Source organism: Bittarella massiliensis (ex Durand et al. 2017) (assembly GCF_017566145.1).
GTDB lineage: Bacteria > Bacillota > Clostridia > Oscillospirales > Ruminococcaceae > Bittarella > Bittarella massiliensis_A.
Genome location: NZ_JABFCL010000008.1, coordinates 17,310 through 33,861, shown reverse-complemented (window position 1 = coordinate 33,861; position 16,552 = coordinate 17,310). Strand labels below are relative to the sequence as shown.

Genomic DNA, 16,552 nt, shown 5'->3' with positions numbered 1-16,552 from the left:
TGGAGGATAGACATGAACATTATCAATATCGGGATTCTTGCCCATGTAGACGCTGGAAAGACGACCTTGACGGAGAGTCTGCTATATGCCAGTGGAGCCATTTCAGAACCAGGGAGCGTCGAAAAAGGGACAACGAGGACGGACACCTTGTTTTTGGAGCGGCAGCGTGGGATTACCATTCAAGCGGCAGTCACTTCCTTCCAGTGGCACAGATGTAAAGTTAACATTGTGGATACGCCCGGCCACATGGATTTTTTGGCGGAGGTGTACCGCTCTTTGGCTGTTTTAGATGGGGCCATCTTGGTGATCTCCGCGAAAGATGGCGTGCAGGCCCAGACCCGTATTCTGTTCCATGCCCTGCGGAAAATGAACATTCCCACCGTTATCTTTATCAACAAGATCGACCAGGCTGGCGTTGATTTGCAGAGCGTGGTTCAGTCTGTTCGGGATAAGCTCTCCGCCGATATTATCATCAAGCAGACGGTGTCGCTGTCCCCGGAAATAGTCCTGGAGGAAAATACCGACATAGAAGCATGGGATGCGGTCATCGAAAATAACGATGCATTATTGGAAAAGTATATCGCAGGAGAACCAATCAGCCAGGAAAAACTTGCGCGGGAGGAACAGCGGCGGGTTCAAGAAGCCTCCCTGTTTCCGGTCTATCATGGCAGCGCCAAAAAGGGCCTTGGCATTCAACCGTTGATGGATGCGGTGACAGGACTGTTCCAACCGATTGGGGAACAGGGGAGCGCCACCCTATGCGGCAGCGTTTTCAAGGTTGAGTACACCGATTGCGGCCAGCGGCGTGTCTATCTGCGGCTATACAGCGGAACGCTGCGCCTGCGGGATACGGTGGCCCTGGCCGGGAGAGAAAAGCTGAAAATCACAGAGATGCGTATTCCATCCAAAGGGGAAATTGTTCGGACAGACACCGCTTATCCGGGCGAAATTGTTATCCTTCCCAGCGACAGCGTGAGGTTAAACGATGTATTAGGGGATCAAACCCGGCTCCCTCGTAAAAGGTGGCGCGAGGCCCCCCTCCCCATGCTGCGGACGACGATTGCGCCGAAAACGGCAGCGCAAAGAGAACGGCTGCTGGACGCTCTTACGCAACTTGCGGATACTGACCCGCTTTTGCGCTGCGAAGTGGATTCCATCACCCATGAGATCATTCTTTCTTTTTTGGGCCGGGTGCAGTTGGAGGTCGTTTCCGCTTTGCTGTCGGAAAAATACAAGATTGAAACAGTGGTAAAGGAACCCACCGTCATTTATATGGAGCGGCCGCTCAAAGCAGCCAGCCACACCATCCATATCGAGGTGCCGCCCAACCCGTTTTGGGCATCTATCGGACTGTCTGTTACACCACTCCCGCTTGGCTCCGGCGTACAATACGAGAGCCGGGTTTCGCTGGGATACTTGAACCAGAGTTTTCAAAACGCTGTCAGGGATGGTATCCGTTACGGGCTGGAGCAGGGCTTGTTCGGCTGGAACGTAACGGACTGTAAGATTTGCTTTGAATACGGGCTTTATTACAGTCCAGTCAGCACGCCGGCGGACTTCCGCTCATTGGCCCCGATTGTATTGGAACAGGCATTGAAGGAATCGGGGACGCAGCTGCTGGAACCTTATCTCTCCTTCACCCTCTATGCGCCCCAGGAATACCTTTCCAGGGCTTATCATGATGCACCGAAATACTGTGCCACCATCGAAACGGCCCAGGTAAAAAAGGATGAAGTTGTCTTTACTGGCGAGATTCCCGCCCGCTGTATACAGGCATACCGTACTGATCTGGCCTTTTACACCAACGGGCAGAGCGTATGCCTTACAGAGCTAAAAGGGTATCAGGCCGCTGTCGGCCAGCCGGTCATCCAGCCCCGCCGTCCAAACAACCGCCTGGACAAGGTGCGCCATATGTTTCAGAAGGTAATGTAAAGATACATAATCGTCAAGACGGCAACAATCAGAAGTTATGGAGGGTAACAATGGAATATCGTAAGGAAGATTTAATGGAAGCAAAAAAGCAAATTTTGGGAGTGGGAGAGAACATGGGAACAGAGGAAAGTAAAAAAATCTGGGAGGAGAACGCACAATTTTGGGATAATGCAATGGGTGACGAATCTAATGAATTTCACAGAGAGGTAGTGCGTCCCAAAGTAACGGAACTTCTATCTCCTAATCCTGCGGATTATATTTTGGATATTGCGTGTGGCAATGGAAATTATTCTTCGTATCTTGCACAAAGAGGCGCTTCGGTTGTCGCTTTTGATTACAGCAAAAAAATGATAGAATTGGCTAAAAGACGGCAATCACAATATGCAAAACAAATTGAATTTTGTGTGGCGGATGCGACCAATAGAAAAAGTATATTAGAATTAAAAAGAAATCGAGCCTTTACGAAAGCAGTTTCTAATATGGCAATTATGGATATTACGGATATTGAACCACTTCTTATGGCTGTTTATGAACTGTTGCAGGAAAGCGGAATTTTTGTCTTTGCAACGCAACACCCTTGTTTTGTCACGTTGACTGAAAAATATATGACACCGCACAGTTACTATGATATAGCGATTGAAGGGCAACCGAAAGAGCAGATTTATTATCATCGTTCCATACAAGATATTTTTAACCTTTGTTTTAGAGCTGGATTTGTCATTGATGGATTTTATGAAGAATGTTTCAAAACCAACAAAGAAATTCCTATGGTAATGATAGTAAGGCTTAAGAAGGTAAAACGTGATACCTTACAATAAATTCAAGTTTGTCGGGTAAATAGCAAAGCCAGCCGAGCCAGCGGGCGGTCAAGATGAACGGGCTTCGCCCACCGTTGACAGCCCCGCCCGGTTTCGCAGTTAGGCAGTCAAGGAGCGACAGCAAGGAGTGCTGCCGCCCCGCACTATTATTCAGAGAGGGGGAATTTCCATGACAGACCAGAAAGCCTATCAAGAATATATCCAGCGCAGGTACAACGCCTCTTGCAAGGCTGTTATCCGCTGTGCCTGACAGCGTCCGTCCGTGCCGGAATTATGTAGAGCTCCACATAATTCTGTTGTATTTCCCAGCCTTTTGTGATACTATTTTGATACTAATAAACTTTACAGCCGAAAATAGCAGGTGGAATATTAACATATTTGCGAAAGTTTTTCCTGCGAAATCACCTCAAATACACCCTACTATATCTGAATTTGCCGAGTGGGAATAAATCACGAAGTCCCCAAAGCCTTGTAAACACTGGGCTTTGGGGACTTCCTTTTGCATTTTGATAACGATTTGATAACAACGGCCTAAACGAACTTGTTTTACTTTTTGCAACCGCGCCAGCGGTTTGCAGGTGACAAGTCCAACAGGCAGAAAAACGGTCTTGCTGATTTTTGAAAATCGGCAAGACCGTTTTTTGCTATCTGCCCTTTGTAAACTTCTTCAAATCCTTTGACAGCATATCGCTCAACTTCTGCGAGGGAAGCTTGACCCAACGCTGGGTGGTGTCCAGTTCGGGGTAGCGGTAGCGCCATTTGTCGTAATCCTCCTGGGTGATTTCCCCGGTTTCCAGCTTTGCCGCCTGTTCCCGCCATGCCGTCAGTATCTTGTGCAGTTCCTCTGCGGTACGCCCTTTGGCGGGGTCTACTTGCAGACAAACCTTGCCGTCAACCTCCTTGACCGTCAGGCCGTAGGTGTCCTCCAAGGTGAACAGCGTATGGGCCAAGCCTATGTAGCTGTCTATGTCCGGGACGTTCAACGCCTGGGGCGATACGTCCAGCACATGGGCCAGAGCGGAAGTCAGGTCGGCCTTGGGCGTCCTGGTGCCGGATTCGTACTGCGCCATGCGAACATCGGCGGTGCGCTCCGGGAACCCCACCGCCATGCCAAGATATTTCTGTGTCATGCCCCGCAAGCTGCGGAAGAAGTGAATCCGCTCCCCTATCGCCATCATTGCCAACTCCTATCTGGTGGTTTCTGTCGAAAACAGTATAATATTTTCGCTTAGTGATAGCCAAGAGCATCTTAAACAAAAAAGTTAAAAAGTATTCCGCAAACCGCTTGACTAAAACTTATTTGCTTAGCGCAATCAGTTAAGCAAATAAGTTTAGAGCCAGCGTGAAGGGAGGTGACCAACCAATGGCGGGAAAGATGTTCATGCGGGTGGAGGAGGTAGCCGAGGAATTAGGCGTCTCCGTCCCCTACGCCTACAAGCTGATTCGCGCCATGAATGAAGAATTGAGGAAAACAGGCTGTATCACCATATCGGGCCGGATTGACCGAAAGTTCTTCCACGAAAAATTCTATGGCACAAGGAACAAAGACGAAAGGAGTGTTTGAAAATGTCGGTTTACAAAAATGCTGACAGCGGCACATGGTACGCCATGTGCTGGTTTACGGACTGGAAAGGGGAGCGCAAGCAGAAGTGCAAGCGGGGCTTTGCCACCAAGAGGGACGCCCAGGCATGGGAGTAGGAGTTCCTTATGCAGAAACAGGCGGATGTGACCATGACCTTTGCGAGCTTTGCCGAACTCTATGAAAAGGACGTAAAGCCCAAGCTGAAGCTGAATACCTGGCTGACAAAGGAAAGTATCATCAAGAAGAAAATCCTCCCGTATTTTGGAAAGCGCAAGCTCTCGGAGATTACGGCCAAGGACGTGATGGACTGGCAGAATGAGATTCGGGGAGTTGACGGATTCCAAGGGCAAGCCCTACTCGCCCACCTACTTAAAGACCGTCCACAATCAACATGTTATTTAAATCGAGAGTGTCTGTTTGGGGAGTATGATTTCAAAAATAATATTACTCACTAAAATCACTACCAGGGAAAAGTGGCTCTTTGTCTTCACAACGCTGAGTTTCGACTTGAATAATGGCATCCAGAATAGACTGAACGCATCCATCTAAATCCTTTTTAATTTCTTTTTCCCAGAAATGAAGAGGAATCCATCCGGAAGATAGGAGCAATCTGTCATTACGGATATCTCTTTGGATATTTTCTTCGATTTTTTCAACCCAAAATTCTCGATTCGATTTTAGTTTGTCTTTTTTATTTTCCCAATCGTAACCATGCCAAAATTCTCCATCTACAAAAATAGCGATTCGATACTTTGTGATGACAATATCAGGAGAACCTGGTAATTTTTTATAATTCAGTCGATAGCGATACCCCTGATGCCAAAGTGCTTTAGCAAGAGTGGTTTCAGCTTTTCCTTTTTTTAGATGCACATGTGACATACGTTTGGAAATGTCTGGAGTCGTATCAAGTTTCTGGTGTTTCATCGTAGTAGTTTATTGTGCCATCCTGATATGAATATCGCAGAAGCTTCAACGCATTCCATTGCTCATTTCGAATCGGGTGGCTGCCCAAGGCATAATTTCTCTGCACTACATCAAGGTAATGCTGCTGCACGATAGATGGTGTTCCGGCGGTGATGATACATGCTTCGATAGCGCTATAATCACCATAGGCATATTCCTTACAGACCCAATCCACATACTTTAGAACTTGATCGATGGCGTCGGCATCAGCGATATCTTTCTTCAATTCAACGACAAGGTATTTACAGGGAACGGATGTACCTGGAAGGTAGCGCACAGCAAACACATCGATTTTGTCCATATAATCAACTGGCTTGAACGGGGATGCGATGACCTGGTGTGAAACATAATCCCAGTGTCCCAATTCAGGAATACGGTCCTGGCATAAATCGTAGACAACATTGGCTTCTAATGCCATCTCATGCTTCACCCGGTCGCCCTCATGACAATTGGATAACATATCATGAGGAGTAATGATATAGTCGGTTAGAGATTTTGATAATAGAGATTCCTTCGCTGTATCGTTTTCGGGTAATACGTGAGTATGTGTAGCAAGTTCTTCTTGATGCCGAAGCAAGAAGATTTCCCTGAGGGATTGATTTTCTTCATCTCCCAGTTTGATAAAGGAAACTTTCCAAAAAGCTCTCAGCATCTTGAATGTTTGAGGTTTATAGGTAAGGACCTCATCCATATCAACACCGGATTCAAAAAAGTGTGGAGCACCTCTGAAGGTGCATAGCCACCGATATTTAGGACTTTTAAGACCTTCGTCCAATAGCAAATCATCCTGGATATCATTGTATGTAACGTCTTCTCGTTTAGCGGCTGAAGGAAAATTGCAGTATTTACAGTCAGGCCCCACAGAAACGAGTTCTCCGATACCATAAAATTTTCGTTTGCAGAAAAAATAGATATTATCACCAGGACGCATCGAGAGATAATCCGCTAAAGTTCCCTCAAAGGAAAGAGGGTACAAACTATTGATGTATGTGGAGTAAATACCTCTTTCCGCAAAGGTGCGAATGGTATCGATAGGGTCAGGAGTTTTTCCGATAGCAAAGACATAACCGGCCATGCTGATCACCTCCGGATTTGTTCGGCAATGTAGGTGTTATTGAGCCAGAAACACTGCTTGGTCATCATACGGCCATCAGGTAATGGCAATTTATCGGCAGCGTTCTTTCCGTGTGGGCGGACATGAGCTACACGACTTTCAGAACTCTTGGGTAAGTTGTTTCGCACACCTCGGGGAGAGTCAAAAAGTTTCACGCCTTCCCGAATGATCTGTACGGTCTTCTCCCAAACACGATGGACCTCATCAAGGTCTACGTCAGGGATGTTCCAGAACTGGATACGGTCAAATACTAACTCACCAGCAGCGTTTTCCTGGAAGATGACGAACAAGAATTTTGTCGGGGCGAGGTAGTTGCGGAGAGTGGAATCCTCCCATTCCTCCTGGCTCAACTCAATAAAATCGAAGGTGGGGAAGGACATACTCTCTTTAATCGTTCCATCACGCCGGACTCGGATGGTTTTAGGTACGATGCTTGCCTTTTGAAACTCGTCGGTATATGCGATTTTTCCGGACACGCCGAGCATCTTGGCCAGCAGGACCTCATTCAGATTTTTCGCTTTACAGTCAAGTCCGAATCGATGCTGGAGTTGATTTTGGGTCAAACCAATATAGGGAGAAACTGCATCGATGATATGCTGTTCAAAGCTGTGCTTCTGCAGGATACGGGGATCCTTGATGATATGCTCATTTTGCTGGTTCCCGAAGATGTACGCATTCAAGATATGCGTCATATAAGAAGACTTCAGAGAGTACGCCCTCTGTTTTGCGGGGATATCAGAAAAAGGCTGCTGGCGGACACTTTTTGCGTTGGCACCCTTGGTGCAGGCAGCCAGATACATCGTATCGCCCTCGGAAATCAGATGGGCATTGCCGGAGCGGACTTTATTCATGATGCTTTCCCAGTCATGCTCGATGATGGCCAAATCTTCTTCTGGGAAAGTGAACAAGACCGCTTTGTCGATAGTGTACTCACTCTTGGGAACATCGTACCTGTGTTCATAGGACATGAGCAACATCGTTTCACATTTATGCCAGAAGGAGCTGGTTCTAAGAGTTTTATCATACTCGGTCATGTAATCGATGATATTGCAGACCAAACGCTCCTTTGCACGGATGTTCCCGGATTTATGAACATAAGGCGTGACCTTGAGTTCTACACCTGCCTCAGGAAAGTCGGGCTCAGCTTCAGAGTTGGGAGTATAGCCAAACCAGCTTTCTTCGATAACTGTACCAATTGCACCTTTTCCGGTCTGAATCCGCCCGGTTTTATCGATGTCTTTCATAGGGATACCGATAACTTCGGTGGCTCTCTGCAAAATAGCGGCTTTGGTGGTATAAGCTGTTCCTTCCACAAAAATCACCTCGATTCCGAAAATAGCGCTTGATCTTTCAATCAAGATGTGCTATACTAATAAAGTTATGGAAGTATATCCATTATATCAAATTGAGAGGTGATGCGAAAGTGGCTAACAACAAAAAGAATGTTCGTGTAGTCGAACTTTTTGCTGGCGTCGGCGGTTTCCGTGTGGGCCTCGAAAGATGTGCCAAAGATGTATTCCGGACTGTATGGGCGAACCAGTGGGAACCTGGTCAAAAAGGCCAGTGGGCATATAAGTGCTACTCTGAGCGTTTTGGTGCGGATGCACATTGCGTTAATAAAGATATTTCAACCGTAATTGAACAGGTGCCGGAGCATGATTTATTGGTCGGAGGCTTCCCTTGCCAAGATTATTCTGTTGCAAGTACTGGGGCAAAGGGTATCGAAGGTAAAAAAGGTGTTCTTTGGTGGTCAATCAACGATATTGTGCGCAAGCGGCATCCCCAATTTATCTTATTGGAAAATGTTGACCGCCTTTTGAAATCTCCTACGAAGCAGCGTGGTCGAGATTTTGGTATTATTCTAAAATGCTTATATGATGAAGGTTACGCTGTCGAGTGGCGAGTTATCAATGCAGCAGAATATGGAGATATCCAACGTCGTCGCCGTACTTTCATTTTTGCATTCAAGGATACAACAAAACAATTTGCTCGAATCAAAAAACATATGGAAACTGAAGGCGAGTTTGAGTGGTTGGTCAGGGATGGTTTTTTTGCTGAAAGCTTCCCTGTGAAGCAGGAACACCACGACAAGAAAAAGTCTACCGAACTGGACTTGGACGAGTACGAGGATTTGGTCACTGTCAGCGATATGTTCCATGCAGCTTTTTACAACAGCGGTGTAATGTATGCTGGTAAAATTTATTCGGAAGAACTGAGTCCTGACTATAATGGCCCACAGAAACTGTTGGGAGATATTGTTCTTGAGGAGCCCGTAAACGATAAGTATTTTATTTCTCAGGATCAAATAGAGAAATGGAAGTACATGAAGGGTTCTAAAAAAATCGAGCGAACCTCAAAAGAGGGATTCATCTACCAGTTCTCAGAGGGAGCCATCGCTTTCCCTGACCCGTTGGACCGTCCAGCCAGAACGATGTTGACCAGTGAGGGTACAGCGAACCGTAGTAGTCATGTCATTACAGATAAGCTCACCGGAAAATATCGCCGCCTGACTCCTGAGGAGTGTGAGCGAATCAATGGATTCGATACAGGGTGGACCGATACAGGTACGCCAGAACGACAGAGATACTTCATCATGGGTAATGCCCTTGTGGTGCCGCTGATTGAAAAAATGGGCGAAAAACTGTTGGAAATCATGTAAAACAAGGGACACACCGTTATTGGTGTGTCCCTTTGTCTACAGGAGGCCACCATGGAGAAAATAAGAACAGTTGAATTATTTGCTGGTGTTGGCGGCTTCCGATTAGCTCTGGAACAGGCTTCAGAGCGATTCCAGACAGTGTGGGCCAATCAATGGGAGCCGTCGACGGAGGATCAATGGGCATTCAGGTGTTATGCAAAACACTTTGGCGAATCTCATGACCATGTATGCAAAGATATTGCAGCAATCGACAAAGAGCAAATTCCTGACCATGATTTACTGGTAGGTGGCTTTCCGTGCCAAGACTATTCTATTGCGAAAAAAGGGGCAAAGGGCATTGAAGGTAAAAAAGGTGTGCTATGGTGGCAAATAGACGAAATTTTGGATAAGAAAAGACCTTCATATGTATTACTGGAGAATGTGGATAGACTGATTCGTTCTCCCGCAAAACAAAAAGGCAGGGACTTATCTATCATTCTCAGGTGTTTTTATGAAAAAGGGTATGCAGTAGAATGGCGTGTAATCAATGCAGCTGATTACGGTCAGGCCCAGCGGCGTAGACGTACTTTCTTATTGGTATATCATAACAATACGGAAATTTTTAAGCAATTTGCAGAAGAGACTTGTCGATATGGTGTGAAAAGGATGCATACCCATGTTATGACCGCTGGGGTCTTGGCAAAAGCATTCCCTCTCAGTGGACATGGGAGGTCTTATTTGGATAACTGGATTGATGAGTTCAGTTATGAAGATATGGCAAGTCTATCAAGGGAACAGTCTGTATATTTTTATAACGCTGGTGCCATGATGAATGGACGTATCTATTCGGTGGATGTGATGCCGGAGATAGAACATTGCATTCCTATCCGGGATATTTTGCAGGATGGAGAGATAGACAGTCGTTACTTTGTCAAGGAAGAGGACCTGCCCCGGTGGCGCTATATGAAGGGCGCTAAAAACGAATTGCGGCATAGGAAGGATGGAAGTACCTACTATTTTTCTGAAGGCGCAGTAGCCTTTCCAGAACCCCTGGATAGGCCGTCCAGAACGATGTTGACCAGCGAGTCGAATGTCAACCGAACAACCCATGTGGTCGTGGATCCAAAAACAAAAAGGCTGCGTACCTTAACACCTGTTGAATGTGAGCGATTGAATGGCTTCCCTGACGGCTGGACCGAGGGTATGCCAGAGCGGATGAGATATTTTACGATGGGAAATGCCTTAGTGGTCCCTTTGGTTACTGCAATTGGGAAAATAATCGATGATATAACTTGATCTTTAGTAGATTGCATGATAGTATATAGAATACAAGCTGTTTTTAAGGAGGGAAGAATGTGGGAAGCATCAATCTATACAGAATTGATGAGGAAAAGCAAGGACTTTTTCTTCAAGAATTGGCGCAAAAAATGGAACTTAGGGATACTATCTTTTTGGAATCAGAAAATGAAACTGGGATAGTAGAAAATTTTGGCCTGTCCTTATATTTGTCTCGTCCCGGAGAAAGCAAAGAGATTTCCTGGAATTGGGTATTGGAAGAATTTCATGAGCAATCAATAGAAGTATCAACTGCACCAAAGGGAATTATTATTGTAGAAAAAGACGATGGAATAACATATGCAGTAACATTTGGCCATTCATATTTTTTAGTGGATAAATTTTGTGATAGGGAGTTTGGTTTTAGGTTTGCTCGTAAACTTCCCTATCAGGAAATTAAGACAACTACATTAACGACACCTAATTCACGGCGTAATAAAACAGTAAATACCTATATTAATTACAGTGAGTTGGAGTTTGATAGTGGAGAGTCTTTCGCGAAACTAAAGGCAAAGGTGAAATTAGAAGAGGGTTTTACGTTGTATAAGCCTGCAATTGAAATTGGAAGTTCAATTCGATTCTCAACCGCAGAAGAGTCTTTGATAGAAATTCTGAAACTGATACAGCATGTGGAATTTGTTCTTGTACATAGCGAGGACAAGTATCATATTCCTGTTTTTGCGAGAATCAAAGATACAGATAAATTGCAATTGTTAGAAGGAAGTCTATTGACGGCAGTTGCTGAAAATCCAACGCAAGTTAACATATCCGAGTTGGATATTATCGGTGTAACAGAAATTTTCAACCACAATGATGGAGAATTTCAGTTGAGTTACAAAGGACAGCAAAAAAATGTTTCATCTCTCTCGAATGCGGAAATTGAAAGATTTTGCGATGAAAGCGGCTGGGATTATAGTCGAACTCTGCTGAATATTTCTGTGATAAGCTTATATAATGGACATCCAGTTGTAACGAAGAAGGTAAGAGATCTAATCGATTATACAGATGACGGACAAAAATGTCTATTATCAAAAGGGACTTGGTATCAATATAATGATGATTATTTGTCTTATCTGAGAGACTCAATTGCTGAAATAGAAGTAAAATATAATCCTGCATTTGATTTTTCAAGGGAGCAGCACGATAATTTTATAAACCAGAAATATGAAGAAGAGAAAAATGAGCCTCGTTATCAGGGACAGGATGAGGCAGCCATAAAAAAAGCGCTTAAACAAAAGTATTATGCAGAGAGAGCATATAACTTGCTACGAGAGCAAGAAAATGGATTTCAGAACTTTGACCGTGTTGATGTGAAAATAGGTGGCTGTAATATTGAGGTCATGGACCTATACAAAGACGGAATGATGTGTGCAGTAAAAATAGGTAGTGCATCTTCTAAACTATGTTACGCTGTAGACCAATCTTTGACGGCTCTTAAGCTGTATAAAAAAGGGAACTTGCCTAATGTCCCTAAAATCAATACAGTAGTCTTGTGGTTTGTATTAGAAACACAGACACATATCGAAGATGTAGATGGGCGGCCACAGTTGAATCAGCTGGATATGCTCATGCTCAAAAACAGACTGGATCAGTGGAAAAAGGAAGTAAGATTGCAAGGATTTACCCCTATGATTTATATCAATTATAGATTGAACTAAAAAACTTTGGCAACACTATGGCAACACAAAATCAGATAGCCTATCCTATTCTGATAATGAAGATAATCGTGATATGAGAAGTGATTTCCACTAACTAAAAGCGCTTAGTTTTCCTCGAACAGGAGCGAGTGGGAATAAGCAAGTCAAATCCCCCAGCAGCTGTACGGCTGCTGGGGGATTTTTCTCAAGACGAGCCCTCCCACCCTCGGCACAATGCCACTGCCTGCATCGGCCGGAGCTCCCCTCCGCCAGTTGAGAGCCCACATCCCCACAATTGTGGGATCGTTGTCGTAGGCGCATGTCGGACTGCTTTGCAGATAGCCGGTAGATTTGCCGGCCATTTGCCGAGCGGTCTTTTGTTTTTACGCGATTGAGAAAAGCGGCCTCTTCTGCCAAAGGGGACGGACAGAGCGGACCGGCGCAAACCCACCTTAAACGGATCGGCTTCCATACGGCTGCGGCGGAAAGGCGTAGAAACCCACAATCCATCTGCTCCAAAAACTCCTCTTTCACTCCCTTCGCGATTGCCCAGCAACAACCTGCACTCCATATTGGAAAATTCTCCGAAAAACTGTACAAATCCCCCCTTGACTTGGAGCGAACTCCAGGGTTTATCCTGGAATCAGACAGAAAAGCGGCGACTTCTGAGCGCCGCCTTTTGAGGGGGAATGAGAGATGAACGAAGAAAAGAGACTGCACGACCTGGGCGGCGGCGCCGTCTTCCCCATGGGGGAGAAAAACACCGCCTTTGCCGCCCATTTCAGCGGGCAATCCTATCTGGCAATGCTCACCGACAGAGGGGTGAGTATCGCCAACGTCACCTTTGCCCCCGCCTGCCGCAACGACTGGCACGTCCACCGCCAAGGCGGCCAGATCCTGCTGGTCACCGGGGGCGGGGGTACTACCAGGCCTGGGGCGAAAACGCCCGGGAGATGTGGTCAACATTCCGCCAGACGTCAAGCACTGGCACGGCGTGGCGCCCGGCAGCTGGTTTTCCCATCTGCAATCGAAGTGCCCACCGACGGCGGCTCGACCGGGTGGCTGGAACCGGTGGACGAGCAGACCTGCCGCTGCCTGCACTGAAAATCCCTTCAAGCGGACTATTGACCCCGGCCAACCGGCGCTTTAAAATAGAATTGAGCGGAACTCGCGCTGGCGGAGCGCTACAGCTGACCTTCCCGCCGACCAGACGAAAGGAGTTTTTCCAATGCAGAACTTTGTTTACGATATTCCCACCAAGGTCTATTTCGGGCCCGACCAGCTCTCCCACCTGGGGGAGGAGCTGAAGAAATTCGGCACCCGGGTACTGCTGACCTACGGCGGCGGCTCCATCAAAAAAACCGGCCTCTACGACCGCGTTGTCGCGGAGATCGAGCGGGCGGGACTCACCCTCTTTGAGCTCTCGGGCATCGAGCCCAACCCCCGCATCACCTCGGTCAACCAGGGGGTTGCCCTCTGCCGGGAGCACCAGATCGACGTGCTGCTGGCGGTGGGCGGCGGCTCCACCATCGACGCCACCAAGTTCATCGGCGCGGGCTACTACCACGACGGCGACGCCTGGGACCTGCTGACTGACAAGGCTCCCATCACCAACTGCCTGCCCATCGTCACCGTGCTGACCCTGTCCGCCACCGGCTCGGAGATGGACGCGGGCGGCGTCATCAGCAACCTGGAAACCCGGGACAAGATCGGCCGCGGCCACCCCTCCATGCGGCCGAAGGTCTCCTTCCTCGACCCCACCGCCACCTACACCGTAGGGCCCTACCAGACCGCCTGCGGAGCGGCGGACATCCTCTCTCACCTCATGGAGACCTACTTCAACGCCGAGGGCAGTCTTCACATGCTCGATCGGATGATGGAGGGATTGATGGAGACGGTGGTCCACGCGGCCCCGGTGGCGCTGGCAGAACCCGAAAACTACGAGGCCCGGGCCAATTTGATGTGGGCCTCCTCCTGGGCCATCAACGGCTTTACCCGCACCTGCCAGACCTGCGCCTGGAGCTGCCACCCCATGGAGCACGAGCTCTCCGCCTTCTACGACATCACCCACGGCCTGGGGCTGGCCATCCTCACCCCCCGCTGGCTGGAACACGTCCTCGACGAGGAGAGCGCCCCCCGCCTCGCCCGCTTTGCCAAGAGCGTCTTCGGGGTCGACGCCGCCCTGCCCGACATGGAGGCCGCCAGAGAGGGCATTGCCCGGCTGTCTTCCTTCCTCTTTGACACCTTGGGACTGAAAAGTACCTTCACCGCCCTGGGCATCGACGACACCCACTTTGCCGAAATGGCCAAAAAGGCCTGCGGCGACGGGGTGCTGCAGGGCTATCGCCCCCTGCGCCCGGCCGACGTGGAGGCCATCTTCCGCGCCTGCCTCTAGGGGGCAAACAGACGCCCGGGCAAACCAGATGAGAGAGGACCGCGCCATGACCATTGCCGCGGTGAGCCGCACCTACGACCTGTCTGCCGACACCCTGCGCTACTATGAGCGCATCGGTCTGATTCCCCCGGTACACCGCAGCGCCGGCGGCATCCGCGAGTACGACGAGGAGGACTGCCGCTGGGGCGAGTTCATCAAGTGCATGCGGGGAGCGGGGCTTCCCATCGAGTCGCTGGTGGAGTATGTCGCCCTCTTCCAACAGGGGGAGGAGACCGCCCCCGCCCGCAAACTGCTGGTGGAGCAGCGGCAGCGGCTGGCGGAGCGCATCGAGGAGATGCAGGCGGTGCTGACAAGGCCCGACTACAAGATCGATGGCTACGACCGGCTGGCAGCTGCCGGGAACAAGCTGCGCCGCAGTCGGGACTGATCGCCGACCCGGCCACAGAGGGCCGTTCGCCAGAGGGCGGGCGCACAATAGACCAACCCTCACCAGCCCCCGATCGACCCTAAAAGGGACCCGGCGCCAACGCGCCGAGTCCCTTTTTTCTACTCCATCTCCCCCAAAGTGGCCTCCACCAGCTTTTGGTGGGGCAGGCGGGAGAGGGTCTTTACCTTTTCGAAGTCCAGCCCCATGGCCTCGGTGATGCGGCGGCCATACTCCAAATCCGCCAGGTAACAGTGGACGGCGTGGCGGTACTTGACGTTTTTGCTCACCGGCTCAATGTTTCTGGCGGTGTTCTCGATGAGCAGATCGCGCTGCTGCGGGGTCATCACCCGCCAGAGGTCGCCCCCGGCGCGGAAGCAGTCGTCGGTGGGATCGTCTTTGGGGTCGTAGGCGTACATGGCCCCCGACAGGTCCAGCGGCGGCTCCATCACCCCCGGCTGGGCCGCCCAGGCCCCCTGGCTGTTGGGGGAGTAGGCCGGCGCGCCACCGTAGTTGCCGTCGGTGCGCATGGCGCCGTCCCGGTGGTAGTCGCTCACCGGGCAGCGGGCCCGGTTGACCGGGATCTGGTTGTAGTTGACCCCCAGCCGGTAGCGCTGGGCGTCGCCGTAGACAAAGAGCCGGCCCTGCAAAAACTTGTCCGGCGAGAAGCCGATGCCCGGCACCACGTGGGCCGGGGTGAAGGCGGATTGCTCCACCTCCGCAAAGTAGTTTTCGGGATTGCGGTTGAGCTCCAGCACCCCCACCTCGATCAGAGGGAATTCCCCGTGTCTCCAAATCTTGGTGATGTCAAAGGGGTTTTCGTAGTGGTTTTTGGCCTGCTCTTCGGTCATAATCTGCACGTACATGGTCCAGCGGGGATACTCGCCCCGCTCGATGGACTCATAGAGGTCCCGGCCGTGGCTCTCCCGGTCCTTGGCCACCACCGCCTCCGCCTCGGCGTCGGTGAGGTTTTTGATGCCCTGCTGGGTCTTGAAGTGAAACTTGCACCAAACCCGCTGATTTTCCCCGTTGTAGAGGGAGAAGGTGTGCTCCCCGTAAAAGTGCATGTGGCGGAAGGAGGCGGGGATCCCCCTGTCGGACATGACGATGGTGGTCTGGTGGAAGGTCTCGGGCAGCAGCGTCCAGAAATCCCAGTTGTTCTGCGCCGAGCGCATGCCGGTGCGGGGGTCGCGCTTTACCGCCCGGTTGAGGTCGGGGAAATTGTGGACGTCCCGCAGAAAGAAGGTGGGGGTGTTGTTGCCCACCAGGTCCCAGTTGCCCTCCTCGGTGTAAAATTTCACCGCCACCCCGCGGATGTCCCGCTCGGCGTCGGCAGCTCCCCGCTCCCCCGCCACAGTGGAAAAGCGGAGAAAGAGGTCGGTCACTGCGCCGGGCTGCAGCACCTTTGCCCGGGTGTAGCGGGAGATGTCGCCGGTGACCGTCAGCCTGCCGTACGCCCCCCAGCCCTTGGCGTGCATCCGCCGCTCGGGAATGACCTCCCTGTCAAAGTGAGCCAACTTCTCCAGCAGCCAAACATCCTGCAACATCACCGGGCCGCGGGGGCCCGCGGTCAGTGAGTTCTCATTCTCCGCTACCGGCGCGCCCACTTCATTGGTCAAGTTTTGAACGTCCATTTTCGATTCCTCCCCTATCTGGTCCAGTGGTGTGACAGCTTCTGTTTTTATTTTATTCCCTTAATCCCCCCTTTTCAATT

Annotated in this window: 14 protein-coding genes and 1 pseudogene; 10 read left to right on the top strand and 5 right to left on the bottom strand. The window is 49.7% G+C overall.

Annotation, left to right across the window (positions count from 1 at the left end; genetic code table 11):
- The first annotated feature begins 12 nt into the window (after positions 1 to 12).
- Together tet(W) and HJY11_RS09160 are read left to right on the top strand one after the other, a co-directional pair.
- Entirely contained in the window at positions 13 to 1,932 is a 1,920-nt protein-coding gene (tet(W), locus tag HJY11_RS09165) for a tetracycline resistance ribosomal protection protein Tet(W) (RefSeq protein ID WP_031474227.1), read from the top strand.
- A 50-nt stretch (positions 1,933 to 1,982) separates the two neighbouring features.
- Entirely contained in the window at positions 1,983 to 2,750 is a 768-nt protein-coding gene (locus tag HJY11_RS09160) for a class I SAM-dependent methyltransferase (protein WP_004010385.1), read from the top strand.
- Between the two features lie 644 nt (positions 2,751 to 3,394).
- Here HJY11_RS09160 and HJY11_RS09155 read toward each other — a convergent pair.
- Positions 3,395 to 3,925, bottom strand: coding sequence for a helix-turn-helix domain-containing protein (locus HJY11_RS09155; protein ID WP_208075666.1), 531 nt, complete (start codon positions 3,923 to 3,925; stop codon positions 3,395 to 3,397).
- A 188-nt stretch (positions 3,926 to 4,113) separates the two neighbouring features.
- Here HJY11_RS09155 and HJY11_RS09150 point away from each other — a divergent pair, with 188 nt between their 5' ends.
- Positions 4,114 to 4,314, top strand: coding sequence for a DNA-binding protein (locus tag HJY11_RS09150; protein ID WP_208075665.1), 201 nt, complete (start codon positions 4,114 to 4,116; stop codon positions 4,312 to 4,314).
- A gap of 2 nt (positions 4,315 to 4,316) precedes the next feature.
- A pseudogene (locus HJY11_RS09145) lies at positions 4,317 to 4,722 on the top strand (Arm DNA-binding domain-containing protein); the annotation flags it as partial.
- 54 nt (positions 4,723 to 4,776) lie between these two features.
- Here HJY11_RS09145 and HJY11_RS09140 read toward each other — a convergent pair.
- Genes HJY11_RS09140 through HJY11_RS09130 form a run of 3 tightly spaced genes read right to left on the bottom strand, consistent with a single transcriptional unit; the run spans position 4,777 to position 7,767 of the window.
- Positions 4,777 to 5,256 carry a very short patch repair endonuclease gene (locus HJY11_RS09140; RefSeq protein ID WP_208075664.1) on the bottom strand — a complete coding sequence of 160 codons (480 nt, stop codon included), beginning with the start codon at positions 5,254 to 5,256 and terminating at the stop codon, positions 4,777 to 4,779.
- Positions 5,237 to 6,370, bottom strand: a complete 1,134-nt coding sequence (locus HJY11_RS09135; RefSeq protein WP_208075663.1) for a hypothetical protein — start codon at positions 6,368 to 6,370, stop codon at positions 5,237 to 5,239. Before HJY11_RS09135 ends, HJY11_RS09140 begins: the two co-directional genes overlap by 20 nt.
- A gap of 5 nt (positions 6,371 to 6,375) precedes the next feature.
- On the bottom strand, positions 6,376 to 7,767 hold the full coding sequence (locus HJY11_RS09130) for a Sau3AI family type II restriction endonuclease (protein ID WP_243764380.1): 1,392 nt from the start codon (positions 7,765 to 7,767) through the stop codon (positions 6,376 to 6,378).
- A gap of 65 nt (positions 7,768 to 7,832) precedes the next feature.
- Here HJY11_RS09130 and dcm (HJY11_RS09125) point away from each other — a divergent pair, with 65 nt between their 5' ends.
- The 6 genes from dcm (HJY11_RS09125) (at position 7,833) to HJY11_RS09100 (ending at position 14,841) form a co-directional block, all read left to right on the top strand.
- Positions 7,833 to 9,068 carry a DNA (cytosine-5-)-methyltransferase gene (gene dcm / locus HJY11_RS09125; RefSeq protein WP_208075662.1) on the top strand — a complete coding sequence of 412 codons (1,236 nt, stop codon included), beginning with the start codon at positions 7,833 to 7,835 and terminating at the stop codon, positions 9,066 to 9,068.
- Positions 9,069 to 9,119: 51 nt separating this feature from the next.
- On the top strand, positions 9,120 to 10,343 hold the full coding sequence (dcm, locus tag HJY11_RS09120) for a DNA (cytosine-5-)-methyltransferase (protein WP_208075661.1): 1,224 nt from the start codon (positions 9,120 to 9,122) through the stop codon (positions 10,341 to 10,343).
- A gap of 59 nt (positions 10,344 to 10,402) precedes the next feature.
- The gene (locus HJY11_RS09115; protein WP_208075660.1) at positions 10,403 to 12,040 is read left to right on the top strand and encodes a DUF6119 family protein; all 1,638 of its coding nucleotides are present in this window, start codon (positions 10,403 to 10,405) and stop codon (positions 12,038 to 12,040) included.
- A 675-nt stretch (positions 12,041 to 12,715) separates the two neighbouring features.
- Complete coding sequence (locus tag HJY11_RS09110) at positions 12,716 to 13,123, top strand: cupin domain-containing protein (protein WP_243764379.1); 408 nt, start codon at positions 12,716 to 12,718, stop codon at positions 13,121 to 13,123.
- A gap of 124 nt (positions 13,124 to 13,247) precedes the next feature.
- Complete coding sequence (locus tag HJY11_RS09105; protein WP_208075659.1) at positions 13,248 to 14,414, top strand: iron-containing alcohol dehydrogenase; 1,167 nt, start codon at positions 13,248 to 13,250, stop codon at positions 14,412 to 14,414.
- Between the two features lie 46 nt (positions 14,415 to 14,460).
- Entirely contained in the window at positions 14,461 to 14,841 is a 381-nt protein-coding gene (locus tag HJY11_RS09100) for a MerR family transcriptional regulator (protein ID WP_208075724.1), read from the top strand.
- 119 nt (positions 14,842 to 14,960) lie between these two features.
- Here the strand turns inward: HJY11_RS09100 and HJY11_RS09095 are convergent, their stop codons facing one another.
- On the bottom strand, positions 14,961 to 16,472 hold the full coding sequence (locus HJY11_RS09095; protein WP_208075658.1) for a catalase: 1,512 nt from the start codon (positions 16,470 to 16,472) through the stop codon (positions 14,961 to 14,963).
- Between the last annotated feature and the right edge of the window lie 80 nt (positions 16,473 to 16,552).

Coding starts and splice junctions, on each gene's coding strand:
- HJY11_RS09160 (WP_004010385.1), top strand. CDS start 1,983: ATGGAATATCGTAAGGAAGATTTAATGGAAGCAAAAAAGCAAATTTTG.
- HJY11_RS09155 (WP_208075666.1), bottom strand. CDS start 3,925: ATGGCGATAGGGGAGCGGATTCACTTCTTCCGCAGCTTGCGGGGCATG.
- HJY11_RS09150 (WP_208075665.1), top strand. CDS start 4,114: ATGGCGGGAAAGATGTTCATGCGGGTGGAGGAGGTAGCCGAGGAATTA.
- HJY11_RS09140 (WP_208075664.1), bottom strand. CDS start 5,256: ATGAAACACCAGAAACTTGATACGACTCCAGACATTTCCAAACGTATG.
- HJY11_RS09135 (WP_208075663.1), bottom strand. CDS start 6,370: ATGGCCGGTTATGTCTTTGCTATCGGAAAAACTCCTGACCCTATCGAT.
- dcm (WP_208075661.1), top strand. CDS start 9,120: ATGGAGAAAATAAGAACAGTTGAATTATTTGCTGGTGTTGGCGGCTTC.
- HJY11_RS09110 (WP_243764379.1), top strand. CDS start 12,716: ATGAACGAAGAAAAGAGACTGCACGACCTGGGCGGCGGCGCCGTCTTC.
- HJY11_RS09105 (WP_208075659.1), top strand. CDS start 13,248: ATGCAGAACTTTGTTTACGATATTCCCACCAAGGTCTATTTCGGGCCC.
- HJY11_RS09100 (WP_208075724.1), top strand. CDS start 14,461: ATGACCATTGCCGCGGTGAGCCGCACCTACGACCTGTCTGCCGACACC.
- HJY11_RS09095 (WP_208075658.1), bottom strand. CDS start 16,472: ATGGACGTTCAAAACTTGACCAATGAAGTGGGCGCGCCGGTAGCGGAG.